Genomic DNA, 24,544 nt, shown 5'->3' on the forward strand with positions numbered 1-24,544 from the left:
CGATCACCACCTGGATCGAAAGGACGTACCACCGCCGGCGACGGCAAAGGCGGCTGGGAAAACTCACGCCGATCGAATATGAAACAATCAACCGGACCGCGCTCATAGCGGCCTAAGACCCCGAGTCAACAAAAGCCGGGGCAGTCCCCAGGAACGGCTCGTGGTGCCAGTTGCTCGCTGCGGCATCAGTCTCGTCGATGAACAGCTGTGGTGGTTCGGACCAAGCATCCGTCCGTGGCTGCCGCCTCGGTCTCAAACCAGGGTGCTGGGTGTCCACTAACTCGCCCCTAATCATCTTGCAGGGCTGCACTAAGCGCCAAATAGCGCCGTGAAAAAGCCGACATTTATCACCGAAAGTCACAGCCCATTGCCAGCCGCTCGCCGCAAACACCACAATTCTCAAATCAACCTGTTCTTGAAATCCTTCGTTTGTGAGAGACAGGACGACTCGCCCCGGCAACTACTCTTAGAGCATGGCCCAAACGACGCCCCCGACTGCCCGCGATCCTAGGCCAACACCGGAGCCTATTCTCCAGCTGGCTAATCGTGTGCTCGCTGGCGGCATCGTGCTTTCTGAGAGCCAGCGCCCCGCTCCGTCCAGCAGCCTGTGAACCGACGCGTGATCTGGGGCGCAGGGTTCCTAGCTGTTGCTGCCTTGGCCGCCTGGGCAGACCATGCTATCGATGAGGCTTATCGGGCCGCTGCACGGGAAGGTCTACTCCTCTACGCCGGCATACTTGGAGACTCCATCGCCGCCTGGTTCCTTTTCGTGGCGCTTTTGTCCGGCTCCGTCGGTCTGTTTCTCTTACTCCCCGCGCTGATTTCCAAGGTTCCACGGAAATTGCCGAGGCGAATCATCGGGTGGACAACGGCGGTAGCAGCTGCAGCGGCGGTGCCGTACGTGGGCATCGTCTTTGTCTTCGCATTTATGGGCGCCGTCGGCGTAGGGGACACCGTGAAGATAGTAGCCGCGGACGGACAGTCCGTGGTCGTCACCCAAGATGGTTTTGACGGCGACAGCGTGGACGTCTACATCCCGCACGACGAGCTCCACTACAAGTGGGCCCGCAGAGCTCCCGAAATCGCAGGATGGCCGCGGTGAAAGACCAAGACTGCCACCTGGGCGCCGTCGACGAAGAGCTACGGCTGACCTGTGGGACCACCACAATCGTTGTTTGACCGAGTTCTATTCGCGTCCACATCAGGTCGTTCTCCTGCTCACCCACCACCACGGTGCCATCGCTACAGCTGGCGTTCTGCCTACGAACAATCGCAGTGCAGACGACTTCAGACATTCTGTGCAGTCGACTTCTGAAAACGACATTTTCCAACGGCCCTCCCAGTGCCGCTGCGGCGGCCGTTGGAGGACCGGCTTACGGGACCTAAGCTGCTCTATCCGGGACACCCTTCACGGCGCGGGGCGTGGCACCGATTGCCTCGGCAGAAGGGTGGGCAGTGACGGAACTGCTATTCCGACTAGTCGTACTCGAACACCCAACCTATGTGCGGTTACGCTGACGGCAGGGCTAATCGAACGTGCGGGTGTTTCAACTTCGGTTAGCAGCGCTGGCGGGACCACTATGCACTAACAACTGGAGTGACCTGTGATTAATGTATTTCTCTACGCACTCGTTGCCGTATGCGGCGTCGTGCTGGCGTTCCGCAACCAAATATAGGGTCCTTTCTTGCTGGCTTGGGCATGGCCGTAATTGGGGCTATCGCGGCCCTTCAACAACTTCGTCGGGTGAGGCGGACAAACAACGGGCACCAAGGATCAAAGCAGCGGAAAACGGCGTCCTAGTGGATCCCGAGATAGTGGGGCCGCTAGCGACGTTGGCTTGCCTGGGTCTAGCCGGCGATGTCCCCGCCCTTGCGGAAGGCGTTGCGGCGGGCGTGCTCGTGGACGCGGTCCAGCGTTTCGATTTGCGACCGCCCCTCGGCTATGAGGCGGGCGAAAGTGGACTGCTCGAGCCCGAGTTGCGGGGCCAGCTCCTCCAGCGTCTGCCAACCGCCCACCTTGGCCAGGACCGCCGCCCGCATCAATTCCGATTCCAGCACCAAAGTCATGGGTGAGCGGCTCAGCAGCCGGCCGTTCAGCTTCAGGCGGCCGGCGTGCTCTGCCAACCAGGCGACGGCCTGGCGCTGGGGGCGCTGACGGGTTCCTAGGTCATGGATTATCCCGGTGAGCAGTTCCCGCTCCCGGCCGATCTCCACGGCCAGGCCGGCGAGCTCGGCATGGACCGGGGTGTCGGTGAAGGCCTTGGTCATCCGTTCGATCCTGCCAAGGCCTGCAGTGGCGCCGGCCAAGTGGTCGGACAGGTACAAACCGAGCAGTTTTTCGTCGATGGTGTTAGGGACTCGCGGTGCCATGGAACCTCCCAGCTGTACTCGTGATGCATCAGCATGTCAGGGATGGCGCCGGGCGGCAACCCTGCCCAAGGCCGGACAACTAAACACCCAAGTCATCAGCCAGCCCACTGTGCCGTCTCCGCTGTCCGTTTCGGCTGACGTCCCGGGGACGAGGCCGCTGAGACGGTTGGCCGGTGCAGGTCCTGCCCGTTCCGCTCGGCTCTGGCCGCCGCCACGGGCCGTGACGACCTTCAGCGGCACCACCGGAACCATTTACCCTGCCGAGTGGCCTGTCCCGTTAGGGGGTCGTCATCGTCGGCACTGTGCACATGCATTTTGTGGTGGCATCATGACAATGGACCGGCATAAGAATCACTGGAGGAACATCATGAGCGACCCCGGACCTGGACAACAGCCCCTCGGCGAGCCCGAAGATCCCCGAACCGACAAGCCGACTACGAAACCGACGGAAGAACCCAACATAACGGAAGACCCGGACGGCACGCCCGTGGAGAATCCCTCAGGCTGAAAGCCTCCTGAGGACCCGACGCGAGCCGTCGTCACCGGGTCCGCGCTTAGCTGGCGGCCGATGAGACATCTCCCGCCGGGTGAAGGGTTTTGGGAGCTCACGGGCGCATGGAAGTGGCTGGCTTTATGCGGCTGCGGGGTTGGTAGAGGGTTGCGTCCCTGAGCATGGCGTAGAGGTGTCGCAGCGTCCTCGGGCCAGTGCCTGGTTGTGTCGCTTTCCTTCGCTGCGTTTTCGGTCCTAGTAGGCCCTGCAAGCGGTGCCCCGGCCCGAAGATGCTTTCTGGGCGGCCATGAATGAGAAACGGATCCGGCCCGGACAGAAGCACCTTCGCATGAAGGGCCCCGCGGACGGAGACTACATCCTGTCCAGCTACCCCGGGCTGGTCTAAGCCACGTGACCCTCACCTCGGCGCATATCCACCACGAAGCGGCGACCAGACCCGAGGCGGCCGGCCTTGATGCGCCCATTGCCACACCGACCGGCACCATCTCGCCGACTTGGTCACCGTTCTGAACGCCCGGGAGGAACCCTGGCATTTGGCAGGCAGCGACCGTTTGTAAAGGACAAAAGCACGCCTGGCTGCGGCAAAGGCGCAGTCGGGGGGACCGGGGGATCTTGTGGATGCGTCGCTGGAATGATGCTCTGCTGGATGTGTGGAGTACCTGAAAAGCCCTTTGTATCTGGACATCGCGGGGAAAGGCCTGTCCCTAGCGGGCGTTGCGTTGATGATTTTCGGGCAGGGCCACTGGTTCACCGTCGGTGTTTTCCTCGTGTTCCTCGGCGTGCTGATAGGTGCAGGGGCCATGGTGGCTGGCCATCGCGTGCGGTTACAGAGCGGCCGCTCCCGCCCGGCTCTTTTCGTCTTATGGGACCGAGAGGACGGCGCTGCGGACGAGGATGGGGACTCCTGAACTCGAGAATTTGCCCCGTCCTTATTCGAAATAGCGGCGGACGGATTCCAGGGCCTCTGCCCACCCTTCGCTGTTCTCGTCCAGTGTTCTCCGGTCCTCATCGTGTCCGTCAGTCCTGGTGGTGAAGTCGCTCTCCCTGACTTTTAGCAGCACGGTGCCGGCGCCCTGTTTAGTGATCCAGAACTGGATCAGCGTGGGTTCGAGTAAGGAGTCTCCGGGGACTTCCCAGCGGAAGACGGCATAGGAGGGATTGATCCGTTCTACGGTGCGGATGACCCTCGGGCCGCGCTGGTCATTGCGTACGATGGTGAGCCGGTCATTGATCCTCTCCACGGCAGGGGCCCCTGGACGGCTGCTGATGAACCAGCCGGGAACGCTGACCAGCGCCCACACCTGCTCGGCGGTAGCCCGAACATGCTATTGGCCCGTGCTCGCCTTGACGCAAGCCGGATGGGATGTGTGGTCGGTCAATTGGCACGCCGACGTCAAGGGCCCTGCGCCCCGCGATATCGCGCACTTTGTTGAGGACGCAGTGGCACAGGCTCTGGCGGAATTACCGGATGCGCCTACCGCAGTGATTGGCAAGTCCCTCGGTACGTACGCCCTGCCCTACTTCGTCGGTTGCAAGGTACGGGCTGCATGGCNTCTCTTCGACGGAGGGACCGCAGACCCCACCTGGCGACCTCAGGGAATCCTCAACTCCCACACTGAAACCATTACCGTCGAGTCGGGGAACCATAGTTTGGAAACGACAGAAACGGGATGGCGCAACTCAGCACTCGATCAACTTGAACTGTTGAGAAGGCTTGTTGACCACGTCACTGCGCGTCCGTAAGCGATGGGTCAACGGACGCGAGCCATCATTTTTGATGGCTCGGTCAGCTCAGTGAAGCCGTATTGGGCGTAAAGCCCGTGAGCATCGCCCGTTGACAACAGAATCCGTTTTAGGTCTAAAGGTTCCAGGTCCGCCACTACACCAGCGGCCAGCATCTTGCCGATGCCTTGACCGCGGGCTTCGGTTGCGACGAACACGTCGCAGAGCCAAGCAAACGTAACGCCGTCAGTCACGACGCGACCGTAAGCCACCTGCTCTCCGGACCCGATGTCGTACACCCCGTAGTTCCGAGAGGCGTCGATAGCTGCATCCTGCTTCTCACGAACCCGACCTTGCGCCCAATAGGACTGCTCGCTGAGCCACTGGTGCACGCGGGCACGATCAACTCTGTCCGTTTCGGCGGAGAAGAAATATCGCTCAGTCATGACAACACCCTAGGGGAACGGGGCAAGGCATCTCGAAACAACGCGAGCCAACTTCGGTCCCGATCAGGGTTTCTTCAACGGACGTTCCATAAGCGAATGGATCAGGGGTTCAGCGCGGAAAGCACTCTTGTGCGAAGCAGCTGGTACTCGCTGACGTACGCTCGTGGCCCTCCTGGAGGCCGGACAACGACGCGGGGCTCCCCGATGGTGCGGTGACCTCTGAATTGCTTTCGGGTGAGGTCGATCTCGAAGCCACCAGGAAACCGGTTCCAGTAATGGACTTCGTCCTCCTCGTTGCCGCCGCTGACGTCTGCGATGAGGAGATCACCGCCGAGCAGGTCTTGAACGATGAGAGCTGTGGGTCCGCGCTGGCCGTGTGCCGCATTGTCGGGGTGCCACTTCGCGAGGCTTTTGGCGTCGAGGCAGGTCGTATCTGCGCTCCAAGACAGACGGAATGCTCGCTCGAGCTCGAGCAACGTATGAGACATGGCGACGGCGTACCAAGGGACTACTGAACGGTGAGGGACCCTCAGCGAGCACGTTCTTCAAGACAGGGGCCGGTCGCGAGAGACCTCTCTTCCCCATGGGCCGGTTACGCCTCGGCGGGGAACCCGGGCAGACCGTCGATGCTCAGCGAGTTCCTCTCGGCGCGGTACTCGGCCATGCCGTCCTCGCCTTTCTTCTCGGCCTGCAACCGGAGAAGGTCACGTTCTTCGGTCATTTCCATAACGGGGACACCCCAACCACACGAGTCGCTGATGCGCGTGACGTCTACCGTGATGACCGCTCGGGTGCTCGGGTGCTTGGGGTGAAGTGCCGTTACCTCGTCGAATGTTGCCTCACCCGGAAGGAACACCGCACCTCGACCGTGTAGGCGAACGATGCGGGGACGGCTACCGAACGAATTGAACATGAGGCACACACGGCCATTTTCTCGAATGTGTGCGATGGTCTCGATGCCGCTGCCGGTGTAGTCGACCCAGCCGACTCGGTGAGCGCCCAGGACAGAGAACGAGTCGTGGCCGCGGGGGGACATGTTTACATGCCCTTCTGTCCCAAGGGGCGCGGTTGCGACGAACCACATGGGCTGTTCCTCGATCCAAGCCTTGAGGTTTCTGTCGATGGAGTCGAAGATTTTGGCCACGGTCAAAGCATAGTCCGTCGCATCGGGCCGTTTCGGTTGTCCTCTGAGGGATCGGTTAACGGGACGTGGTGGTTTCCAACTATCGTCGCAACAGGTTCGATCTGAAGGTAACAGATCTCTGTCGTCCACATAGAAGGTGCAGGCCTTGGAGCGGCATGTTCAACCACAACCATAGGAATACCGTGGGACTGTGGGGTGCTGACACCGCGGATGGGCCGTCGGCTGGGCGTGGTTCCTGGGAACCGGCTTGGATGGTGGAGAAGCACAGTGAGGAAAGTTGGAAGTTGTGAGAAATAGTCGTCGGCGTCCTTGGAAGGGCTCACTGATCTTCAGCGGGGTGGTCTTGTTGGCCACAATCTCGGTGATGGTGTTCGTGCCAACGGAGCAGGTGGGTCTGGAGGTCGGAGCGATACTGGCGGGACTGGGCGTGGGCGCCTGGCTTGTGCGTTTCGGTGTGCCCCGGCGGTGGATCGGTTCTGTCGTTCTCATATTGTTCGTCGTGGTCTGGTTGTTTTTGGGTACGGCGGGATACGCCTGGTTTGGCGGGCTCCTCGCGGGAACGATTGCGGGAGTTGCGTGGGGGCGTGCAGTTGCGAACCGCACGGTAGAGGCGGCGGCGCCGTGGATTGTGGATGAGGGGGGGTCGACACTGTGGCTGGGGCCCGGAAAGCGGCTCATGCTGGTTTAGGCGCGTTGGACGGGAAGACGCGTGGTCGGCTGACTGTCGAGCATGGGGCGACACGTTTTGAGGTGGCGGGAAGCGCGTATTCAGGGCTGGTGTGCCATCGAAATGCTGATGCCACCAACGAGGGATCGTGGGCGGCGCTGGTGCGGCCTGGCCAAGTCACGGATGAATCTGTGGAAGTGCCAGTAAGCGATGCGGAGGGTTTCCTTCCCTCGCGGTTGGTAAACGATCTCGGCCATGTTGAAGCGGCGCTGGCAGATTTTTTCAAGAACCCCAGAGCATCATCGTTCGGCCCGGAATGGATGACTGGAGTAGATGCAGAAGCCACGCGCCTGTCAACCTACTGATCACTGGATGGGGTCTTGACGCCTCTTCAGACGGTGTTCTTGCCGCCACCCCCTACCCAGTTCCCACAAGCGGGGACTCCCAGCCCTACACCCCAGCTGTCCACAGCTGGGCGTCAATTCGGGTTATCCACGGCTGAAATTGGGAGTCATCGGGGTAGCTCCCTGGCAGCCGTAGCGGTGGATATCCCATCAGGATTGTCCCCGGTTGTGGGCAGCGGAACGGCGTATCGATGAACGACCAAGACCTCTCTGCCCAGAGAATGCCCTGGGTGCTTGGGTGACCCCGGAGAAGACGTTCACAGACCAGGGCCTGACCGGCGCCAACCGGGCACGGCCCGGACTCAGGGAAGCGCTGGCCGCCTGCCGTGATGGGGACACCCTGGTAGTGACCAAACTCGACTTCCTGGCCCGGTCGCTGCGCGATGCGAAGGACATTGTCGACGAACTCACCCGCCGCGAAGTCCAGCTGAGCATTGGCGGCTCCGTCCATGGCCCCACCGATCCCGTGGGCCGGCTTCTCTTCAACGTCCTGGCCATGGTTGCAGAATTCGAAGCCGACCTGATCCGGGCACGGACCCGGGAAGGCATGGCGGTCGCCAAGGCGAAGGGCCGCCTGCGGGGGAAACAGCCCAGCTTTCCAAAACACAGGAAGCCCACCTGGTCTCCGTTCACCGGGCAGGGACGCACACGACGGCGGAGAATGCCGAACTCTTCGCCGTGGCGCGCTCAACGGTCTACCGTGCCATCAAACACGCAGGCGACCCCGACTGACCGCTTAGCGTGATTTCCCTACCGATCCTCCTCAGACCCCGTAGCGCACGGCGCCACTGACACTTGTGCAGAGGACTTCGGAAATTCCGTGCAGACGACTTCGGAAAATGACAAACTGTCATCTGGGTCAGGTCCGGGGTCGATCCGGTCCAGGTCCGGCGCTAAAGTGTGCGCGTGCCGATGGCCGCTGTCACGGCGGACGTCAGTCGGATGAGGTCGGCCGGGGCAAGCTCAACGTCCAAGCCGCGCCTACCACCGGAAACCAGCATCGTTCCGAGGTCAAGGGCGCTGCTGTCGACCACGGTGGGTGATGACTGGCGCTGGCCCAACGGCGAGATCCCGCCAAGAACATAGCCTGTGCGGCGTTCAGCAGCCGCGGGGTCTGCCATCGAAGCCTTCTTGGCTCCCAGGGCGGCGGCGAATGCTTTCAGGTCAAGGTTTCCGCTGACCGGCACAACCCCCACAGCCAGCCGGCCTTCCACTTCTACCATGAGGGTCTTGAAGACCTTCTCCGGAGCGATGCCCAGGGCTTCGGCAGCTTCCATGCCGTAGCTGGCCGCCGAAGGATCGTGGGCATACGGACGCAGCACAAAAGGAACGCCGGCTGCAGCCAGTGCGGCTTTGGCCGGCGTTCCCTTTGAAGAACCCTTGCGTCCCAAAGCGTTCAGTTTCCGATCAGGAGATTACAGGAGATCAGGACGCGGACCGGGACGTAGCTGCGACCTTGCGCTTGATCCGTCCCAGCATGGCTGTCATGCCGCGCATCCGCAATGGCGTGATGGCCCGCGTCAGGCCCAGCAGCTCCGGCATATCGTCCGGCACCGCTAGGATTTCAGCGGCGCTGAGTCCGTCGAGTCCCTCGTGGAGCACACCGGCGAAACCCCGCGTGGTGGGGGCTTCCGGTGGCGCTTTGAAGTAGAGCCGAACGGCGTCGTTCTTTTCCGTCTCGATGGTCAGGAACAGCGGCGACTGGCATTCCACCACTTGCTCCAGGAGTTCGGGGTGGTCCTTCAGCCGGTCCGGCAGCTCCGGCAGTTCGCGCGAGAACTCAAGCAGCAACTGAAGCCGATCGGGTTCGGTCAGGGCCTGGAAGTCATCCACGATTTCCGCCAATGCGGCGGGCAGGTCATGTGTTGTCATCTGTTCCAGTTTACGCCGGGACCGTGCCGCGTTCCGTGCCCTTCGCGATGGGAACCCGGACGGCGTTGCCCCACTCGGTCCAGGAACCGTCGTAGTTCCGGACGGTGTCAAAGCCCAGCAGGTACTTGAGCGCGAACCAGGTGTGGCTGGAACGCTCGCCTATACGGCAGTAGGCCACCACGTCATCGCCTGCGGTCAGGCCGGCCTCGCCCAGGTAAAGGGCCTCGAGCTCTTCCCGGCTGCGGTACGTTCCGTCCGGTGCCGCGGCGCGCGCCCACGGAATGGATGCTGCCGTAGGAATGTGGCCGCCGCGGAGCGCACCTTCTTCCGGGTAGGCCGGCATGTGGGTCCGCTGGCCGGTGTATTCCTCGGGGGAGCGGACATCGATCAGCGGCTTGCCGAAGTGTGCCAGCACATCTTCCTTGAAAGCGCGGATGGGGGCGTCGTTGCGCTCCACCCGTGGGTAGTCGCCGGGCGCCGGGGCGGTCCGCTCCGTGGTCAGGTCACGGCCTTCGGCGATCCACTTGTCCCTGCCGCCGTCGAGCAGCCGGACATCTTCATGGCCGAACAGCGTGAAGACCCAGAGTGCATAGGCGGCCCACCAGTTGGACTTGTCCCCATAGATGACCACCGTGGTGTCGCGGGAGATACCCTTGGCGGCGGCCAGGGCGGCGAATGCCTCGCCGTTCACGTAATCGCGGGTCACTTCATCGTTCAGGTCCGTGTGCCAGTCGATTTTGACGGCTCCGGGGATGTGGCCGGTCTCGTAAAGGAGGACGTCCTCGTCGGACTCGACCACCACCAGCTTCCCGTCCGCCAGGGCGCCAGCCGCAAGTGCGGTGGCAAGCCACCCGGTGGACACCAGACGCTCCGGGTTGGCGTAGGCGGCGAACTTCTCGTTTTGTTCAACTGCGTAGGACATGGTGTTGGCCTTTCACTGAGACACATGGCGGATCTGCTGAAGAAGGAAAACCTGCATCCACACTAGCCACGGCTGGTCGCCCTGTCCGCCACCTTGTTAACAGAGGGAAATATGGCCTTCGTCACGCGTGGGCCTGTGCCGGCCGGATGGCGGGGGAGGCTCGGGCCATTGCCGGTATTCTTTCTGGGGACAACCCACCAGCAGAACGGACCACCTTGGTACAGATCGAACAGCTTGCTGCCCGCACTCCGGCGGTTTCGGTGGATGAGCTCCTTAAGGGTTTTTATCCGTCCCCACGGTTTGGTCAAGTCTCGTTTGCCAGCTACCGGCCGGACCCGAACCAGCCGTCCCAGGCGGCGGCGGTTAAGGTGCTGGAAGCGTTCGCCGGGGGAGTTGGAGCCGGCGACGGCGACGGCCTGTTCAAGAAGCTCTTCACCAAGAAAGTGGCAACCCGGGCGGGGATCTACCTCGACGGCGGATTCGGCGTCGGCAAAACCCACCTGCTGGCCTCGCTGTGGCATGCCGCCCCAGGCCCCAAGGCCTTCGGCACGTTTGTGGAATACACCAACCTCGTTGGGGCGCTTTCTTTCCGTAAGACTGTTGAGGCCCTGAGCCACTACAGGCTGGTATGCATCGACGAGTTCGAGCTTGATGATCCGGGTGACACCGTGCTGATGTCCCGTCTGATGCGTGAACTGGCCGACGCCGGCGTCAAGCTTGCTGCCACGTCCAACACCCTGCCGGGTTCGTTGGGTGACGGCCGCTTTGCCGCCGTCGACTTTGCGCGTGAAATCCAGGTCCTGGCGGACCAGTTCGACGTCATCAGGATCGACGGCGAGGATTTCCGCCACCGTGGCCTGCCCGCCGCCCCGGCGCCGCTGAAGAACAGCCAGCTCGCTGCACAGATGAAGGCCGAGTTCGACGGCAAGACCGTGGCAGAGGATGAATTCAGTTCACTGATTGGCCACCTTGCCGGTGTCCACCCGAGCCGTTACCGGCAACTTATCGACGGCATCGACGGCGTCGTGTGGCGCAACGTGGAGACCATTACCGAACAGGCTGTGGCACTTCGGTTCGTGGTGTTGGCGGACCGCCTGTACGACAAGGATGTGCCTATCCTGGCCAGCGGCGTCCCCTTCGACAAGCTCTTCACGGACGAGATGATGCACGGCGGGTACACCAAGAAGTATTTCCGTGCTGTGTCCCGCCTGACCGCGCTGGCCCGTGAGGGCCAGAACCACGAGCCGTCCTAGGCAGCGGCCGGGAAAGCCGGACAGTCAGTTAATCGCCAAAGGTGCGGGTGCCGCCTCCCGGCGGGACCCGCACCCCCTTGACGTGCTAGGGCAATGCCCTGGCCAAATCCCTGTTACGGAGCCTTGTCAACCGGCGGAACCGGGTTGACTGGCGGAGCCTGCTCGGTGGCAGGTGCTGCGCCTCGTGTTCCATCATTCTTGTCAACGAGCTTGGAAGTGCCTTCCTGGACTTTGTCCACGTGACCGGCGTACTTGCCGCCAGTCTTTGAGTCGACGAAATCGCCGGCTTTCGTGATGCCGTCCTTGATGGCCTGCTCGTTGCCGTGGATGAGACCCTGAGCCTTGCCCTTAAGATCGTCAATCAGTCCCACGAGCACCTCCCTTCAATCGCGGAGCCAGTTCGCTCCTCCGCAACCGATCCTAGCCCTCTCTGCGGGGCGTGCCAAGGTGCTGTGACAATTTCTGTAAAGTCGAGTTCTGTAAAGTCGAGCGGGCCATTCGGGCAACAAAAAAGCAGCTCACGGAGAGCTGCTGTGTGTGGGCGATACTGGGATCGAACCAGTGACCTCTTCCGTGTCAGGGAAGCGCGCTACCGCTGCGCCAATCGCCCGGAACCGGAAGTCCGGCCAGTTCGGATTTATTACTAGGGTAGAGAGCGGACGACGAGATTCGAACTCGCGACATCCACCTTGGCAAGGTGGTGCTCTACCAGCTGAGCTACGTCCGCGTATGAAGTACAGCCTGGCCGGCGGCCTGGCGTACTGCATGAAGCAAGTTTCCTTGCTTGGTGGGCGATACTGGGATCGAACCAGTGACCTCTTCCGTGTCAGGGAAGCGCGCTACCGCTGCGCCAATCGCCCATTCGTCCGGCGTGAACCGGAATCCATGGTTTTCACCGAGGTGGGTACGGGATTCGAACCCGTGTGAACGGCTTTGCAGGCCGCTGCCTCGCCTCTCGGCCAACCCACCGTGCAAGCTCCGATTCCGAAAAACCTTTGCCGTGACAGTGTCCTGCGAGCGGACGACGAGATTCGAACTCGCGACATCCACCTTGGCAAGGTGGTGCTCTACCAGCTGAGCTACGTCCGCATTTGGCCCGCTGAATCCGTGCCGTTTGGGGCATTTCCTCGCGTTCCAACGAGTAAGAACTCTATAGGAGGTTCAGGGATTCTCCAAATCGCACTTCCCTCAATCGCGGCAGCGCCCCTGGATCCTTGCAATCTAGGGGATTTTGCTAATTACAGGCGTGTAATTCCTGCCAGGCCGCGTCTCGATTTCCATAACCCCGCCGGGTCGGCTAGCATTCAAAGGCATCGGGGCGATTGGCGCAGTGGTAGCGCGCTTCGTTCACACCGAAGAGGTCACTGGTTCGAACCCAGTATCGCCCACCCGAGAAATCTGGTCCGTTTCCGCTCAGCCGAGCGGAAACGGACCTTTTTTGTGCTCGCTATACTGTCAGCCCCTTGTGAAAGAGTCTTTGTATGACTGATCCACTCCTTGCCCACGCCACGGAATACGGCCGCATGTATGCGCGGTCCACCTCCGAACAGTTCTCCGTTCCGTCCATCACCACCGTCATCGGCCAGCAGCCGCACGGACTGGACGGCTGGTTCGGTTACATGGGCGCCAGCAGCTTGGCGAAGGATCCGCTGCTGGCCGATTGCCTGGGCAGTCCGGCGAAAATCCGGCAGGCTGTCAACCGGGCCTCAAAGGCAGCAGAAATGTACCGGGACGAGGCAGCCAAACGTGGTGACCGCGTCCATAACTACTGCGAGCAGGTTGCGCTCCGTGCCCTGGGCAGGCCCCACGCTATGAAGGAAACCCGCGAGGCCCTGGCAGCCAACGGCGAGGAAGGCTTTGCCCTGCGGTTCGATGAGTGGTGGGACCTCTACGGGGTGGAGCCCATCGCACCGGAAATCACCGTCTGGAACAAGTCAGTGGGCTACGCCGGGACTCTGGACCTCGTGGCCCGGATCAACGGCCGGATCTGCGTTATTGATTACAAGACCAAGGGCACCACGCGGGACGGCGCCGTCAAGCCCCTGGACGACAAGGTGGTCATGCAACTGGTGGCGGGCATGAAGGCCGAGGAGAGCCTCGTGGATGCCGTAGCAGGGGAATGGGAGCCCTGGAAGTACGGCGAGGCCCCCCTGCTGCTGGCTGTGGCCATTGGCGAGACGGAAGTCCGTCCGGTCCGCGCCAATCCTGACGTCCTCAAGCACCACTGGTGGAAGTTCTGCGCACTGCGCCGAGTCTGGGAACTGTCCGCCGATACGCTCGCCGCCGGTTCTGCGCTTCTTCCGCTTGCTCCGCCCGCGTCCGCACAGGTCCGCAGCGCCTAGCGCCGCACGCGTGCCCGGAGCACGCCTGTCCGGAGCACGACTGCCCGGAGTCCCGGGGCTGGTGCCCCTGCACCTAAACTGGATAGGTTCGCCATTAACGCCCACCGTGAGGAAAAACAGCACATGGCCATTCTGAATATCCGCATCATCGGTGATCCTGTGCTCCGCACAGTGGCCGATCCCGTGACGGAATTCGGTCCTGAGCTCGCCAAGCTGGTTGCGGACATGACGGAAACCATGGAGGACGTGGACGGCGCCGGCCTCGCAGCCCCCCAGATTGGCGTCAGCCAGCGGGTCTTCACCTACCGCATCGACGGGGTGGAGGGCCACATCATCAATCCGGTCCTGGAAAACACCGAGGACTACCAGACGGACCAGGTTGAGGGCTGTCTGTCCATCCCTGGCCTGGCGTTCCCGGTCCGCCGCTTCCGCGCCACGCGCGCCACCGGCGTTGACCTTAACGGGAATCCTGTCGCTGTGGAGGGGCAGGACATGCTGGCCCGTTGCTTCCAGCACGAGACGGACCACTTGGACGGCATCCTCTTCACCGACAGGCTGGAAGGTGAGGACCGGAAGACGGCTCTGCGCTCCATCCGCAACGCCAACTATGACGCCATCACGGAACGTACGACGTCGAAGCGCGCCAAGACGGTTGGGTCCAGTTTCGGGGGCACGAGCTCTGTCGGGGGCGCCAGCTTCGGCGGCGGCGCCACCACATGAGGGTACTTTTCGCCGGCACCCCCGCCGTGGCCGTCCCGTCCCTTGATGCCCTCGTTGCGGCCGGCTTTAAGATCGTTGCGGTCCTCACCCGTCCCGACGCGCCGATAGGGCGCAAACGCGTCCTGACGCCGTCGCCCGTTGCCGCCCGCGCCGCCGAGCTGGGAATCGACATCATCCACGCCACCCGCGTGGACGAGGCCGTGACGGCGAAGATCGCCGCGGCCAAGCCGGACGTGGCCGCTATCGTGGCCTACGGCGGACTGATTCCGCGCGCGGCCCTGGATATTCCCCCGCACGGTTGGATCAACCTGCACTTCTCCCTGCTTCCCGCATGGCGTGGCGCTGCCCCGGTACAGCGGGCCGTGATGGCTGGCGACGACGTCACCGGGGCAGTCACCTTCCTGCTGGAAGAAGGTTTGGACACCGGCCCGGTCTTCGGAACGCTGACCGAGGGCGTTGGCCCGGAAGACACCGCCGGAGCGCTGCTGGAGCGGCTGTCCCACAGCGGGGCCGTACTCCTTGCCCAGACGCTGTCAGCCGTCGAGGCCGCGAGGGCAGCTCCGCAGCCGCAGCTCGGCGATGTTTCGCTGGCCCCCAAGCTGACCATCGATGACGGCCGGCTCGACTGGAAGCTACCTGCCCTGGCGATCGGCAGGCGCGCCCGCGGCGTAACTCCCGAGCCCGGTGCCTGGACCACCCTGGACGGCCAGCGCGTCAAACTCGAACCCGTCCGGCTCCGGCCGGGTAACACAGATATGCAGCCCGGCGCAGTCGTCCTCGACGGGAAGAGCGTCCTGGTGGGCACCGGGTCCCACGCCGTGGAGCTGACGAGGATCCAGCCTTCGGGCAAAAAGATGATGGCCGCCGCCGACTGGGCGCGTGGCATGGCAACACTGGAAAGCGTGGTCTTCGAATGAGCGAATCCGGCGGTAATGCAGGCGGCAGCGGCGGCAGTGGAAGCGGCGCCCCAAGCGGCGGACGGGGCAACAGCGGACGGGGCAAGGGCGGGCCGCGGAATTCCAGCCAGCGCAACGCCCAGGGCCGCGAACGGAACCGCCCCTCCCAGCGGAGCTTCACCGAAAACGCGCCGGCGCAGCGGACTCGCCGGGCGGACCCGGCGAGGCTGGTGGCTTTTGAAGTCCTGCGCGCGGTAGCCGCCGAGGACGCCTATGCCAACCTGGTGCTCCCGTCCCGCATCCGCCATCACGGCCTGGATAAGCGCGACGCCGGCTTCGCCACCGAACTCAGCTACGGTGCCTTGCGTGGCCAGGGCACCTACGATGCCATCCTGGCCCGCTGCGTTGACCGGCCGCTGGACCAGCTTGACCCGGCCATTCTCGACGCCCTGCGGATCGGCACGCATCAGCTGCTGGCCATGCGTGTCCCGGCCCACGCCGCTCTGGATCAGACCGTTGGCCTGGCCCGCGCCGTCATCGGCGCCGGACCCTCCGCCCTGATCAATGCGGTGCTGCGGAAAGTCACGGCGCACACGCTGGAGGAGTGGCTTGAGGTCCTCGTTGCCGGTGAAAGCGACGAAACCACCATCGCGTCCCTCCGGTACGCCCACCCCGAATGGATCGTCCGGGCGATGCGCCAGTCCTTGGTGGCCCACGGGCGGTCAGCCGCCGAAATCAACGACCTGCTGGAATCCGATAACGAGGCTCCGGTGGTCAACCTCGTTGCCCTGCCAGGCCTGGGAAACCTGGACGAAGCCTTGGAAGGCGGGGCCACACTGGGTGAACTTGTTGAAGGCTCGGCACTCTCCAGCGGCGGAGACCTGGGCCGACTCGCCTCCGTGCGGGAAGGCAGCACGCGCGTGCAGGACGTCGGCTCGCAACTGGTGGCCCGCGCCATGGCGGCAGTGGAGCTGGATCCCACTGGAGGTCCCGGAGCAGAACACCGGAACGAAACCTGGCTGGACCTGTGCGCCGGCCCCGGCGGCAAGGCCGCCCTGCTGGGCGCGCTGGCCAGCGCCCAAGGTGCCACGCTGCTCGCCAATGAACCGGCCCCGCACCGTGCCAAACTCGTCAGCCAAGCCCTGTCCGCCGTGCCCAGGGACGTCTGGCGCGTCCGGACCGGCGACGGCCGCGACATGGGCACAGAACAGCCAGAATCCTTTGACCGTGTCCTGGTGGATGTCCCCTGCAGCGGGCTTGGTGCGCTGCGCCGCAGGCCGGAGTCCCGCTGGCGCCGCACCCCCAAAGACCTCGCCGACCTGGGGCCGCTGCAGCGCGCCCTGCTGAAATCGGCGCTGGACGCCGTCCGCCCCGGCGGAGTGGTTGCCTACGTCACCTGTTCACCCCACCCGGCCGAAACCACGGCAGTGGTCAGCGATGCCCTCCGGAAGCGTGATGACCTGGAGCTGCTGGACGCCGGTGCGGTGCTGGACAGCGTGAGCCTGCCCGGGAACCTGGGCGCAGGCCACGATTCCACGGCGCAACTCTGGCCGCACATCCACAGCACCGATGCCATGTTCCTGGCCCTCATCCGGAAGAAAGCCTGACCCGTGAAAGGTTCCCCCGTGCCGCAATGCTGCATCAACCCCAGCATCCTGTCCGCCGACTTCGTCAACCTCGAAGCCGAACTGCAGCGCATCAGCAACGCTGACGCCGTGCATGTGGACGTTATGGACAACCACTTTGTCCCCAACCTCACCTTGGGCTTGCCCGTGGTCCAGCGCATCCAGGCCGTCAGCCCCGTCCCGCTGGACGCCCACCTGATGATCTCCGACGCCGACCGCTGGGCGCCGGGGTTCGCCGACGCAGGGCTGGCGTCCGTGACCTTCCACGCTGAGGCCTCCATTGCACCGGTCAAACTGGCCCGCGAACTGAGGGCCCGCGGTTCCAAGGCCGGCATGGCGCTGCGCCCTGCCACAGCCGTGGAATCCTACCTGGACATGCTCGAGGAACTGGACATGCTCCTGATCATGACCGTGGAGCCGGGGTTCGGCGGCCAGGCGTTCCTGGACTTCACCCTGCCCAAGATCCGCAGGGCCCGTGCAGCCATTGACGGCTCCGGAATCAATGTCGCCCTCCAGGTGGACGGCGGCATCACCGAGGAAACCATTCTGCGGGCGGCCGAAGCAGGCGCGAACGTCTTTGTGGCGGGTTCGGCCGTCTACGGCGCGGAGGACCCGGCAGCAGCCATCGGACGGCTCCGCGAGGCCGGCAGCATAAAGTTACGGGCTGCGTCCGCGGAATAGTCTGGGCCACCTTGTAGTTATGGCACAATAGCAACACACAATACGTGCTCCGGGGTCGGTGTAAGTCCGAACCGGCGGTGATAGTCCGCGACCCGCGAGCCGGCGCTTTCCCCCTTCAGGGAAGGAACCGGCGGACGGTTGAACTGGTGAAATTCCGGTACCGACAGTTAAAGTCTGGATGAGAGAAGCACGTACAGCTGTATCTGCGGCGCCCTTTGGCGCTGCGGCTTTCTGCTGTCGTATACCCCCGGAGCCATCGCGGTTCTAGAGGGAAGGAACGACAACACACATGAACCCCTTGCGATGGCTCTTTGAAGCCAGGATTTTCCATCCTCCGGGAACCGCAGCCGCCGGACCGGTGGGTGCCCCATGACCCGGATCGAAAACGTAACGGCGTTCAGTGCCGCCGAAACCGCCGCCATGGACGCAGCGCTGGAAGCAGCCCTGCAGGGTCCGCGCGGAGCGAATCCGCTGGTGGGAGCCGTCGTCATCGATGCTGCCGGCCACCAGCTGGTGACCGGCTACCACCGCGGCGCCGGCACACCTCACGCTGAAGCCGACGCCATCACCCAGGCTGAGGCCACCGGGCTGGACCTGAGCGGCTGCACGATGGTCATCACACTGGAACCCTGTGACCACAGCGGCCGCACGGGGCCCTGCACCCAGGCGATCATTCGTGCCGGAATCACGGACGTGGTCTACGCCGTCGACGATCCGCATGACCCTGCGGCGGGCGGCGCAGCCACCCTCCGGAACGCCGGGGTGCAGGTCCGCAGCGGGCTCGCGGCGGGCGAGTCGTTCGAGTTGAACCGTCAATGGTTCCAGGCCGTGGCCACACACCGCCCGTTTGTGACGCTGCACATCGCCCAGACGCTGGACAGCCGGATCGCCGCTGAGGATGGCACAAGCCAGTGGATATCCTCGCCTGAGTCGCTCGCTGACAACCACGGGCTCAGACGGCGGATCGACGCCATCCTCGTGGGCACCCAGACCGTGCTGGTGGACAACCCCCGGCTGACAGCCCGCGACGCGTCCGGAGCGACATCGGGCAAGCAGCCGCTGCGGGCCGTGATGGGCCTGCGGGACATCCCGGCCGACGCCGCCGTCCGGGGTGATGACGGGAACGTGCTCCACCTGTCCACGCGGGATCCGCGGGAGGCGCTCTCGCTCCTTTACGCGGAAGGGGTCCGCCACGTCATGGTGGAAGGCGGCTCACGCATCCTTAGTTCATTCCTGGCTGCCGGGCTTGTGGACGAACTCATTGTCTACGTTGCCCCCACCCTGCTGGGCTCCGGAACTCCCGCCCTCAACGGACTGGGAATCACCACCCTCGAAGATGCCCGACACTGGGACTGGGACCCCGCTGACGGCGGCGCCGTCCTGACTCTGGGCCGGGACCTGAGGCTGCACCTCCGTCCAGAACCAACCGAAGCTTTCGCACCACAACCATCCCGCACTGTCGCGGAACCAGCCCTGGGAGGCTACTGATGTTTACCGGAATTATTGCCGAACAGGGACAGGTCCTTTCTGTGGAGCGCGACGGCGACGCCAGCGCAACGCTCCGCCTGCGTGCCCCCGGCACCACCGAAGGGCTCGCCCTGGGCGGGTCCATTGCCGTCAACGGAGTCTGCCTGACAGCCACCGAAATCGACGGCAAGGAGTTCAGCGTTGATGTGATGGGCGAAACCCTCGTCCGCAGCACCATCGGCGAACTTGCCGCCGGCGACTCGGTGAACCTTGAGCGTTGCGTCCCCGCAGGCGGCCGGATGGACGGCCACGTCGTCCAGGGCCACGTCGACGGCGTCGGGCAGCTGCTGGAGCGTGAGGCGCTCGGCAAGTGGGAGCGCCTCCGGTTCGGTGTGCCCGCCAACCTTGCCCGCTATATCGCGGAGAAGGGCTCCATTGCGACCGACGGCGTCTCGCTCACCGTCACGGCGGTCAGCCCCGCCGCGGAGCCGGAGCCCTGGTTCGAAGTGGGACTGATCCCCACCACTCTGGCCGAGACCGGCCTGGGGGCCAAGGAAACCGGCAGCTGGGTCAACCTTGAAGTGGACGTGCTGGCCAAATACACCGAACGGTTGCTGGCATTCAGCACCGGCACAACCACCGGGGGCGAACGATGAACGCCACCGTTCGGCTAGAGCCGGCCGCGGATGCAGGCCCCGTGCCTAACGCAACCTTCGGACTTGACCCCGTGGAAGATGCCATCCGCGCCATGGCCGCCGGCCGGCCCGTGCTGGTGGTGGACAACGAGGACCGCGAAAACGAGGGCGACATCATCTTCGCCGCCCAGCATGCCACCCCTGCCCTCATGGGCTGGACCATCCGCTACAGCTCCGGCGTCATCTGCGTACCCCTGACGGGGGAGCGCGCCGACGCCCTGGCCCTCCCGCCCATGGTGGCTGTGAACGAGGACGCGAAGGGTACGGCGTACACCGTTTCCTGCGACGCGGCAGTTGGTGTCAGCACCGGAATCTCCGCCACTGACCGGGCTCTCACGGCCCGCGTCCTTGCAGACCCCGGCGCCGGACCGGCCGCCGTGACCCGGCCCGGGCATATTTTCCCGCTCCGGGCCGTTAACGGGGGAGTGCGTGAGCGCCCGGGCCACACCGAAGCGGCCGTGGACCTCTGCCGGCTCGCCGGACTGGAGCCTGTGGGCGTTATCGCCGAGGTTGTGTACAACGACGGTGAAATGATGCGGCTCGACGGCCTGCGGGGATTCGCTGCTGAACACGGGTGCCCCCTGATCTCGATTGAGGATCTGGTGGCTTATCTTGAAGCAGGGGCCGGGGCTCCCGCCGACAGTTACACCGGGCCGGACGCCCGGGCGGAGTAGAGGAGTAATAATGACGGCTTCCGGAGTTTCGGACGACAGCCACCAGAACGGCCAGCACCGGGGAACGGCCGGCACTGGCCACGCGCACCATCCGGTGAGCGGCGGTCCTATTGTGCAGCTGCCCACGGCCTTTGGTGATTTCATTACCCAGGCTTGGACAGACCTAGTCACAGGCGCCGAACACCTGGCGGTGAGCTCACCCAATCCCCCCAAGGACGGCGTGGCACCCCTCGTCAGGCTGCATTCAGAGTGCCTGACCGGCGACGTCTTCGGCTCGTACCGTTGTGACTGCGGCGAACAGCTGGCGTATGCCCTGGAGTTGATCAACGAGTTCGGCGGCACGCTGCTGTATCTGCGTGGGCAGGAAGGCCGGGGGATCGGCCTGGCCAACAAGATCAAGGCCTACGCCCTGCAGGAAGCGGGCTTTGACACCGTGGAGGCCAACGAGCAGCTGGGGCTGCCGGTGGACGCCCGCTGCTACAAAGCGGCCGCCCAGATCCTGTCGGAGATGGGCCTCCATGAGGTCCGGCTCCTGAGCAACAACCCGGACAAACAGAACAGGCTCGCCAAAGCCGGGGTGAAGGTTGTGGAGATGGTGCCTACTGAGGTGCCGTCCCGCGACCAGAACATCCGCTACCTGCAGACCAAAAAGGACCGCATGGAGCACCGGCTGACGCTGGACACACACGTCGTAACGGTGCCAGGCGCCGCTGCCGACGATTTCGACCACGAACAAAACTGAAGGATCAGATTCACGCATGAGCGGACACGGCGCACCAGATATTGACCTCACCACCCTCAACCCGGCGGAAACGTCGCAGCTGCGGCTGGCCATTGTGGCAGCCAGCTGGCACACCCAGATCATGGACGGACTCCTGGACGGTGCCCTGCGCGCCGCCAAAGACGCGGGCATCAGCGAACCCACCGTACTGCGCGTTCCGGGCGCCTTCGAGCTTCCCGTCGCTGCCGCGCGGCTGGCACCGCACTTTGACGCAGTGGTGGCCCTCGGTGTCGTGATCCGCGGCGGCACGCCGCACTTTGAATACGTCTGCCAGGCGGCGACGTCGGGACTGACCGATGTCAGCGTCTCCACCGGCGTGCCGGTGGGCTTCGGCGTGCTGACCTGCGATACGGAGCAGCAAGGACTGGACCGTGCGGGCCTGCCGGGCTCCAGCGAGGACAAGGGCCATGAAGCTGTGACGGCGGCCCTGGCCACCGCAGTCCTCCTCAAGCAGTACACGTAGCAGCCGGAGGACTGCCGGGCGCGGTGTATGTTTGCTCACATCGCGCCCGTCATGCAGCGGCCCGAAAGGCGCCTCCGGGCCGGCACCAAGTAGGCTGGAGGGCGTGAAGAATTTCGAGACGCTGTTCGCTGAACTGAGTGAGAAGGCAGCCACCCGCCCGGCAGGCTCCCGCACCGTCGCTGAATTGGAGTCCGGAGTCCACGGCATTGGCAAGAAAGTCGTGGAGGAAGCAGCCGAAGTCTGGATGGCCGCTGAGTACGAATCCGATGAGGCCACGGCCGAGGAAATCTCCCAGCTGCTCTACCACCTGCAGGTTCTGATGCTCGCTAAAGGCCTGACCCTGGAAGACGTCTACAAGCATCTGTAGCCACTGGGCACCCGGCGGTCAACAATTGCCTGCCCGTGCCCTGCGTGGCCCGTTTGCCTGATCCATAGACCTCCCAACAAAGAAAGACCCCATGCTGCGAGTAGCCGTACCCAACAAGGGCTCCCTGTCCGAAGCCGCATCCGCCATGCTGTCCGAAGCGGGCTACCGCCAACGCCGCGACACACGCGAGCTGGTCATGATGGACCCGGACAACGACATTGAGTTCTTCTTCCTCCGCCCGCGCGACATCGCCGTCTATGTCGGACGCGGAACCCTCGACGTCGGCATCACCGGCCGCGACCTGCTGCTGGACGCCGAGGTGGAGGCCGAGGAACTGCTGCCCCTGGGCTTCGCTGCGTCCACGTTCCGCTTTGCCGGACCCGTGGGAGACTTCGCCACAGCAGACGAGCTGGAAGGCAAGCGCCTCGCCACGAGCTACGACGGCCTGCTCCGCGGCTACCTCGCCGAGCGGGGCATTAGCGCCAAGGTGGTCCGGCTCGACGGCGCCGTGGAGTCTTCCGTACGCCTGGGCGTGGCGGACGCCATCGCCGACGTCGTGGAAACGGGCAACACCCTTAAGGCCGCCGGGATGGAAATCTTCGGCGAGCCGATCCTGAAGTCAGAAGCTGTCCTGATCCGCCGCACCGGCGATGGCGGAGCCGCGAACGGCACCGCCAAGGAGATCGAAGTCCTGATCCGCCGCCTGCAGGGCGTCCTCGTTGCGCGCCAGTACGTGCTCATGGACTACGACATCCGCAAGGAACTGGTGGAACAGGCCGCTGCTCTGACTCCCGGCCTGGAATCACCTACCGTCTCACCGCTGCGCGACTCCGACTGGGTGGCTGTCCGGTCCATGGTTCCGAAGAAGGACACCAACCGGATCATGGATGAGCTCTACGACCTCGGCGCCCGCGCCATCCTGGTCAGCAGCATCCACGCCTGCCGTATCTGAGCGTCCCGCCCGGTTCACGCCGCGCCGCAGAATCCACCCGAGAATTCCAGGAGTTTCCATGGCTGTAGCTGTACGAGTCATCCCCTGCCTCGACGTCGACGCCGGGCGCGTCGTGAAGGGTATCAACTTCGAGGGGTTGCGTGACGCCGGGGACCCGGTGGAACTGGCGCACCGCTACGACAATGCGGGCGCCGACGAACTGACGTTCCTGGACGTCACCGCGTCCTCGGGCAACCGCGAAACCACCTTCGACGTGGTCCGCCGCACGGCCGAGGAAGTCTTCATCCCGCTGACCGTGGGCGGCGGTGTCCGCGGCGTTGCCGAGGTGGACAAGCTCCTGCGTTTCGGCGCGGACAAGGCATCCATCAACACGGCCGCCGTTGCCCGGCCGGACGTCATCAACGAAATCAGCCGGCACTTCGGTTCCCAGGTGCTTGTCCTGTCCGTGGACGCCCGCCGGTCCCGCCCCGGGTCCCAGCCCACGCCGTCGGGGTTTGAAGTGACCACCCACGGTGGCCGTACTGGTACCGGGATCGACGCCATCGAGTGGGCCAGGGAAGCCGCCGACCGCGGCATCGGCGAAATCCTGCTCAACTCCATCGACGCCGACGGCACCAAGGACGGCTTTGACTTGGAACTGATCCGTCTGGTCCGGGCAGCAGTGAACGTGCCGATCATCGCCTCAGGCGGAGCCGGGGAACCGGCCCACTTCCCGCCGGCCGTAGCCGCAGGAGCCGACGCCGTGCTGGCCGCGTCGATCTTCCACTGGGGACCGGACAACATGATGTCTCAGGTCAAGCAGGCCATCCGCGAAGCAGGCTTCGAAGTCCGCTAACCCCCACCCGCTCCCTGTCCTCGCAAGCTCGGACAGGGAACCCCGGCGGGCGTGGGCCCACCGGAGTCTGTTAGAGTCCCACTTCTGCGGACTGGAGCAAGGCGACGGCGTCCGGCTGGCCTTCGAAGGTGACCAGGGCGTGGCGAGTCCGGCCGTGGGCATGCATCAGCAGTTCGCCCGGCTCGCCCACGATCGCCACCGAAACCGGTGCGCGCTTGGCGACGTGCCGCGGGCCCGACGGTCGCACGAGCACAATGCCCAGGTCCACTCCGCGGTAAAGAATGGCTGCCCGTTTGATCAGCTCGTCCCAGAGGGCGTCCGAATAGGCCTCGTCGAGGGCGCGGGGCGCCCAGCGGTCCACGGCCCGGCGAATGTCCTCCGTGTGGACGAAATACTCAATCAGGTTGGAGCTCTCGTCCAAGGCCTTGATGTTCATGGGGGACAGAGCCGGCGGGCCGCCCCGGAAGGTGTTCACCAGGCCGGTGTAGTCGTCAGCGGTCTTCAGCTTCGCCGCGAGCTTGGCGGTGGCCTTGTCCGAAGCCTTGGACAGGCTCTTGATGATGAGGCCCAGCCCCACGGCCGCCTTGCGTTCGCGCAGGTAAAGGTGCGCGGCAAGGTCCCTGGTGCGCCAGCCTCTGCAGAGGGTGGGGGCATCAGGACCGGCCGCCAGCAGGGTTTCGGCCAGGACTTCTCGGGACGGTTCGACGAAATGCATCACTTGTGAAACTAGCACGA

27 protein-coding genes, 6 tRNA genes, 1 pseudogene and 1 riboswitch are annotated in these 24,544 nt (G+C 64.2%); of the genes and pseudogenes, 19 read left to right on the forward strand and 15 right to left on the reverse strand.

The features are described from left to right. The first annotated feature begins 607 nt into the window (after positions 1 to 607). Positions 608 to 1,102: a hypothetical protein gene (locus ACZYZ4_RS15680; RefSeq protein ID WP_463862363.1), complete on the forward strand. Its 495-nt coding sequence runs from the start codon at positions 608 to 610 to the stop codon at positions 1,100 to 1,102. Positions 1,103 to 1,848: 746 nt separating this feature from the next. Here the strand turns inward: ACZYZ4_RS15680 and ACZYZ4_RS15685 are convergent. Further along, positions 1,849 to 2,370, reverse strand: coding sequence for a hypothetical protein (locus ACZYZ4_RS15685; RefSeq protein WP_463862365.1), 522 nt, complete (start codon positions 2,368 to 2,370; stop codon positions 1,849 to 1,851). A 1,161-nt stretch (positions 2,371 to 3,531) separates the two neighbouring features. Between ACZYZ4_RS15685 and ACZYZ4_RS15690 the strand changes: the two genes are divergently transcribed. Continuing rightward, entirely contained in the window at positions 3,532 to 3,789 is a 258-nt protein-coding gene (locus ACZYZ4_RS15690) for a hypothetical protein (RefSeq protein WP_463862367.1), read from the forward strand. A 21-nt stretch (positions 3,790 to 3,810) separates the two neighbouring features. On the opposite strand, the gene ACZYZ4_RS15695 is transcribed toward ACZYZ4_RS15690, so the two are convergent. The 4 genes from ACZYZ4_RS15695 to ACZYZ4_RS15710 all read right to left on the reverse strand — a co-directional run bounded on the left by ACZYZ4_RS15695 (position 3,811) and on the right by ACZYZ4_RS15710 (position 6,193). Further along, the gene (locus ACZYZ4_RS15695; RefSeq protein WP_463862369.1) at positions 3,811 to 4,122 is read right to left on the reverse strand and encodes an SRPBCC family protein; all 312 of its coding nucleotides are present in this window, start codon (positions 4,120 to 4,122) and stop codon (positions 3,811 to 3,813) included. 510 nt (positions 4,123 to 4,632) lie between these two features. Beyond that, positions 4,633 to 5,049, reverse strand: a complete 417-nt coding sequence (locus tag ACZYZ4_RS15700; RefSeq protein WP_463862371.1) for a GNAT family N-acetyltransferase — start codon at positions 5,047 to 5,049, stop codon at positions 4,633 to 4,635. A gap of 101 nt (positions 5,050 to 5,150) precedes the next feature. Continuing rightward, entirely contained in the window at positions 5,151 to 5,537 is a 387-nt protein-coding gene (locus ACZYZ4_RS15705; protein ID WP_463862372.1) for a YunG family protein, read from the reverse strand. 104 nt (positions 5,538 to 5,641) lie between these two features. Then, positions 5,642 to 6,193 carry a pyridoxamine 5'-phosphate oxidase family protein gene (locus ACZYZ4_RS15710; protein WP_463862373.1) on the reverse strand — a complete coding sequence of 184 codons (552 nt, stop codon included), beginning with the start codon at positions 6,191 to 6,193 and terminating at the stop codon, positions 5,642 to 5,644. 693 nt (positions 6,194 to 6,886) lie between these two features. Here ACZYZ4_RS15710 and ACZYZ4_RS15715 point away from each other — a divergent pair. Continuing rightward, positions 6,887 to 7,225, forward strand: a complete 339-nt coding sequence (locus ACZYZ4_RS15715) for a hypothetical protein (RefSeq protein WP_463862374.1) — start codon at positions 6,887 to 6,889, stop codon at positions 7,223 to 7,225. Between the two features lie 230 nt (positions 7,226 to 7,455). Beyond that, positions 7,456 to 7,996, forward strand: a pseudogene (locus ACZYZ4_RS15720) (recombinase family protein). 161 nt (positions 7,997 to 8,157) lie between these two features. Here the strand turns inward: ACZYZ4_RS15720 and ybaK are convergent. Genes ybaK through ACZYZ4_RS15735 form a run of 3 tightly spaced genes read right to left on the reverse strand, consistent with a single transcriptional unit; the run spans position 8,158 to position 10,058 of the window. Continuing rightward, complete coding sequence (gene ybaK / locus ACZYZ4_RS15725; RefSeq protein WP_463862375.1) at positions 8,158 to 8,655, reverse strand: Cys-tRNA(Pro) deacylase; 498 nt, start codon at positions 8,653 to 8,655, stop codon at positions 8,158 to 8,160. A 34-nt stretch (positions 8,656 to 8,689) separates the two neighbouring features. Continuing rightward, entirely contained in the window at positions 8,690 to 9,136 is a 447-nt protein-coding gene (locus ACZYZ4_RS15730) for a SufE family protein (RefSeq protein ID WP_463862377.1), read from the reverse strand. 10 nt (positions 9,137 to 9,146) lie between these two features. After that, entirely contained in the window at positions 9,147 to 10,058 is a 912-nt protein-coding gene (locus ACZYZ4_RS15735) for a sulfurtransferase (protein WP_463862379.1), read from the reverse strand. 215 nt (positions 10,059 to 10,273) lie between these two features. Here ACZYZ4_RS15735 and zapE point away from each other — a divergent pair, with 215 nt between their 5' ends. Continuing rightward, a complete protein-coding gene (gene zapE / locus ACZYZ4_RS15740; protein WP_463862381.1) occupies positions 10,274 to 11,311 on the forward strand; it encodes a cell division protein ZapE in 1,038 nt (345 codons plus the stop codon). 113 nt (positions 11,312 to 11,424) lie between these two features. On the opposite strand, the gene ACZYZ4_RS15745 is transcribed toward zapE, so the two are convergent. From ACZYZ4_RS15745 to ACZYZ4_RS15770, 6 genes are all read right to left on the reverse strand, one after another. Next, positions 11,425 to 11,682: an antitoxin gene (locus ACZYZ4_RS15745; protein ID WP_463862383.1), complete on the reverse strand. Its 258-nt coding sequence runs from the start codon at positions 11,680 to 11,682 to the stop codon at positions 11,425 to 11,427. Positions 11,683 to 11,849: 167 nt separating this feature from the next. Further along, positions 11,850 to 11,921 (reverse strand) — tRNA-Val (locus ACZYZ4_RS15750). A gap of 44 nt (positions 11,922 to 11,965) precedes the next feature. Further along, positions 11,966 to 12,038, reverse strand: a tRNA-Gly gene (locus tag ACZYZ4_RS15755). A 58-nt stretch (positions 12,039 to 12,096) separates the two neighbouring features. Beyond that, positions 12,097 to 12,171, reverse strand: a tRNA-Val gene (locus ACZYZ4_RS15760). A gap of 38 nt (positions 12,172 to 12,209) precedes the next feature. Continuing rightward, positions 12,210 to 12,280 (reverse strand) — tRNA-Cys (locus tag ACZYZ4_RS15765). A gap of 47 nt (positions 12,281 to 12,327) precedes the next feature. Further along, positions 12,328 to 12,400 (reverse strand) — tRNA-Gly (locus tag ACZYZ4_RS15770). A 227-nt stretch (positions 12,401 to 12,627) separates the two neighbouring features. Here ACZYZ4_RS15770 and ACZYZ4_RS15775 point away from each other — a divergent pair. The 14 genes from ACZYZ4_RS15775 to hisF all read left to right on the forward strand — a co-directional run bounded on the left by ACZYZ4_RS15775 (position 12,628) and on the right by hisF (position 23,809). Next, positions 12,628 to 12,699, forward strand: a tRNA-Val gene (locus ACZYZ4_RS15775). 93 nt (positions 12,700 to 12,792) lie between these two features. Continuing rightward, complete coding sequence (locus tag ACZYZ4_RS15780; protein WP_463862385.1) at positions 12,793 to 13,653, forward strand: cytochrome; 861 nt, start codon at positions 12,793 to 12,795, stop codon at positions 13,651 to 13,653. A 123-nt stretch (positions 13,654 to 13,776) separates the two neighbouring features. Continuing rightward, positions 13,777 to 14,373 carry a peptide deformylase gene (gene def, locus ACZYZ4_RS15785; protein ID WP_463862387.1) on the forward strand — a complete coding sequence of 199 codons (597 nt, stop codon included), beginning with the start codon at positions 13,777 to 13,779 and terminating at the stop codon, positions 14,371 to 14,373. Beyond that, positions 14,370 to 15,290: a methionyl-tRNA formyltransferase gene (gene fmt, locus ACZYZ4_RS15790; RefSeq protein ID WP_463862388.1), complete on the forward strand. Its 921-nt coding sequence runs from the start codon at positions 14,370 to 14,372 to the stop codon at positions 15,288 to 15,290. Before def ends, fmt begins: the two co-directional genes overlap by 4 nt. Then, the gene (locus ACZYZ4_RS15795; RefSeq protein WP_463862390.1) at positions 15,287 to 16,876 is read left to right on the forward strand and encodes an RsmB/NOP family class I SAM-dependent RNA methyltransferase; all 1,590 of its coding nucleotides are present in this window, start codon (positions 15,287 to 15,289) and stop codon (positions 16,874 to 16,876) included. The genes fmt and ACZYZ4_RS15795 overlap by 4 nt, the downstream gene beginning before the upstream one ends. Positions 16,877 to 16,894: 18 nt before the next feature. Next, positions 16,895 to 17,575 carry a ribulose-phosphate 3-epimerase gene (gene rpe, locus ACZYZ4_RS15800; RefSeq protein ID WP_463862461.1) on the forward strand — a complete coding sequence of 227 codons (681 nt, stop codon included), beginning with the start codon at positions 16,895 to 16,897 and terminating at the stop codon, positions 17,573 to 17,575. Positions 17,576 to 17,615: 40 nt separating this feature from the next. Then, positions 17,616 to 17,770: riboswitch (FMN riboswitch) on the forward strand. A gap of 174 nt (positions 17,771 to 17,944) precedes the next feature. Next, entirely contained in the window at positions 17,945 to 19,063 is a 1,119-nt protein-coding gene (gene ribD / locus ACZYZ4_RS15805) for a bifunctional diaminohydroxyphosphoribosylaminopyrimidine deaminase/5-amino-6-(5-phosphoribosylamino)uracil reductase RibD (RefSeq protein WP_463862392.1), read from the forward strand. Next, on the forward strand, positions 19,063 to 19,698 hold the full coding sequence (locus tag ACZYZ4_RS15810; protein ID WP_463862394.1) for a riboflavin synthase: 636 nt from the start codon (positions 19,063 to 19,065) through the stop codon (positions 19,696 to 19,698). Before ribD ends, ACZYZ4_RS15810 begins: the two co-directional genes overlap by 1 nt. After that, positions 19,695 to 20,411 carry a 3,4-dihydroxy-2-butanone-4-phosphate synthase gene (gene ribB, locus ACZYZ4_RS15815; RefSeq protein ID WP_463862395.1) on the forward strand — a complete coding sequence of 239 codons (717 nt, stop codon included), beginning with the start codon at positions 19,695 to 19,697 and terminating at the stop codon, positions 20,409 to 20,411. Before ACZYZ4_RS15810 ends, ribB begins: the two co-directional genes overlap by 4 nt. A gap of 10 nt (positions 20,412 to 20,421) precedes the next feature. Further along, entirely contained in the window at positions 20,422 to 21,153 is a 732-nt protein-coding gene (ribA, locus tag ACZYZ4_RS15820) for a GTP cyclohydrolase II (RefSeq protein ID WP_463862397.1), read from the forward strand. 16 nt (positions 21,154 to 21,169) lie between these two features. After that, positions 21,170 to 21,655, forward strand: coding sequence for a 6,7-dimethyl-8-ribityllumazine synthase (gene ribH / locus ACZYZ4_RS15825; protein WP_463862399.1), 486 nt, complete (start codon positions 21,170 to 21,172; stop codon positions 21,653 to 21,655). Between the two features lie 103 nt (positions 21,656 to 21,758). Next, on the forward strand, positions 21,759 to 22,022 hold the full coding sequence (locus ACZYZ4_RS15830; RefSeq protein WP_056345618.1) for a phosphoribosyl-ATP diphosphatase: 264 nt from the start codon (positions 21,759 to 21,761) through the stop codon (positions 22,020 to 22,022). 91 nt (positions 22,023 to 22,113) lie between these two features. Further along, positions 22,114 to 22,974 carry an ATP phosphoribosyltransferase gene (gene hisG / locus ACZYZ4_RS15835; RefSeq protein WP_463862401.1) on the forward strand — a complete coding sequence of 287 codons (861 nt, stop codon included), beginning with the start codon at positions 22,114 to 22,116 and terminating at the stop codon, positions 22,972 to 22,974. 58 nt (positions 22,975 to 23,032) lie between these two features. After that, entirely contained in the window at positions 23,033 to 23,809 is a 777-nt protein-coding gene (hisF, locus tag ACZYZ4_RS15840; protein ID WP_463862403.1) for an imidazole glycerol phosphate synthase subunit HisF, read from the forward strand. A 70-nt stretch (positions 23,810 to 23,879) separates the two neighbouring features. On the opposite strand, the gene ACZYZ4_RS15845 is transcribed toward hisF, so the two are convergent. Further along, entirely contained in the window at positions 23,880 to 24,524 is a 645-nt protein-coding gene (locus tag ACZYZ4_RS15845) for a TIGR03085 family metal-binding protein (protein WP_463862463.1), read from the reverse strand. Between the last annotated feature and the right edge of the window lie 20 nt (positions 24,525 to 24,544).

It is taken from the genome of Pseudarthrobacter adonitolis, from assembly GCF_055412845.1.

What these genes read in the sequence shown, in the direction of transcription:
- ribH (WP_463862399.1), top strand. Translation starts at nt 21,170, where the DNA reads ATGAGCGGACACGGCGCACCAGATATTGACCTCACCACCCTCAACCCG.
- ACZYZ4_RS15705 (WP_463862372.1), bottom strand. Translation starts at nt 5,537, where the DNA reads ATGTCTCATACGTTGCTCGAGCTCGAGCGAGCATTCCGTCTGTCTTGG.
- ribA (WP_463862397.1), top strand. Translation starts at nt 20,422, where the DNA reads ATGACGGCTTCCGGAGTTTCGGACGACAGCCACCAGAACGGCCAGCAC.
- hisF (WP_463862403.1), top strand. Translation starts at nt 23,033, where the DNA reads ATGGCTGTAGCTGTACGAGTCATCCCCTGCCTCGACGTCGACGCCGGG.
- ACZYZ4_RS15730 (WP_463862377.1), bottom strand. Translation starts at nt 9,136, where the DNA reads ATGACAACACATGACCTGCCCGCCGCATTGGCGGAAATCGTGGATGAC.
- ACZYZ4_RS15700 (WP_463862371.1), bottom strand. Translation starts at nt 5,049, where the DNA reads ATGACTGAGCGATATTTCTTCTCCGCCGAAACGGACAGAGTTGATCGT.
- ribD (WP_463862392.1), top strand. Translation starts at nt 17,945, where the DNA reads ATGACCCGGATCGAAAACGTAACGGCGTTCAGTGCCGCCGAAACCGCC.
- ribB (WP_463862395.1), top strand. Translation starts at nt 19,695, where the DNA reads ATGAACGCCACCGTTCGGCTAGAGCCGGCCGCGGATGCAGGCCCCGTG.
- ACZYZ4_RS15810 (WP_463862394.1), top strand. Translation starts at nt 19,063, where the DNA reads ATGTTTACCGGAATTATTGCCGAACAGGGACAGGTCCTTTCTGTGGAG.
- ACZYZ4_RS15795 (WP_463862390.1), top strand. Translation starts at nt 15,287, where the DNA reads ATGAGCGAATCCGGCGGTAATGCAGGCGGCAGCGGCGGCAGTGGAAGC.
- ACZYZ4_RS15780 (WP_463862385.1), top strand. Translation starts at nt 12,793, where the DNA reads ATGACTGATCCACTCCTTGCCCACGCCACGGAATACGGCCGCATGTAT.
- def (WP_463862387.1), top strand. Translation starts at nt 13,777, where the DNA reads ATGGCCATTCTGAATATCCGCATCATCGGTGATCCTGTGCTCCGCACA.
- fmt (WP_463862388.1), top strand. Translation starts at nt 14,370, where the DNA reads ATGAGGGTACTTTTCGCCGGCACCCCCGCCGTGGCCGTCCCGTCCCTT.
- ACZYZ4_RS15735 (WP_463862379.1), bottom strand. Translation starts at nt 10,058, where the DNA reads ATGTCCTACGCAGTTGAACAAAACGAGAAGTTCGCCGCCTACGCCAAC.
- ACZYZ4_RS15685 (WP_463862365.1), bottom strand. Translation starts at nt 2,370, where the DNA reads ATGGCACCGCGAGTCCCTAACACCATCGACGAAAAACTGCTCGGTTTG.
- ACZYZ4_RS15845 (WP_463862463.1), bottom strand. Translation starts at nt 24,524, where the DNA reads ATGCATTTCGTCGAACCGTCCCGAGAAGTCCTGGCCGAAACCCTGCTG.
- hisG (WP_463862401.1), top strand. Translation starts at nt 22,114, where the DNA reads ATGCTGCGAGTAGCCGTACCCAACAAGGGCTCCCTGTCCGAAGCCGCA.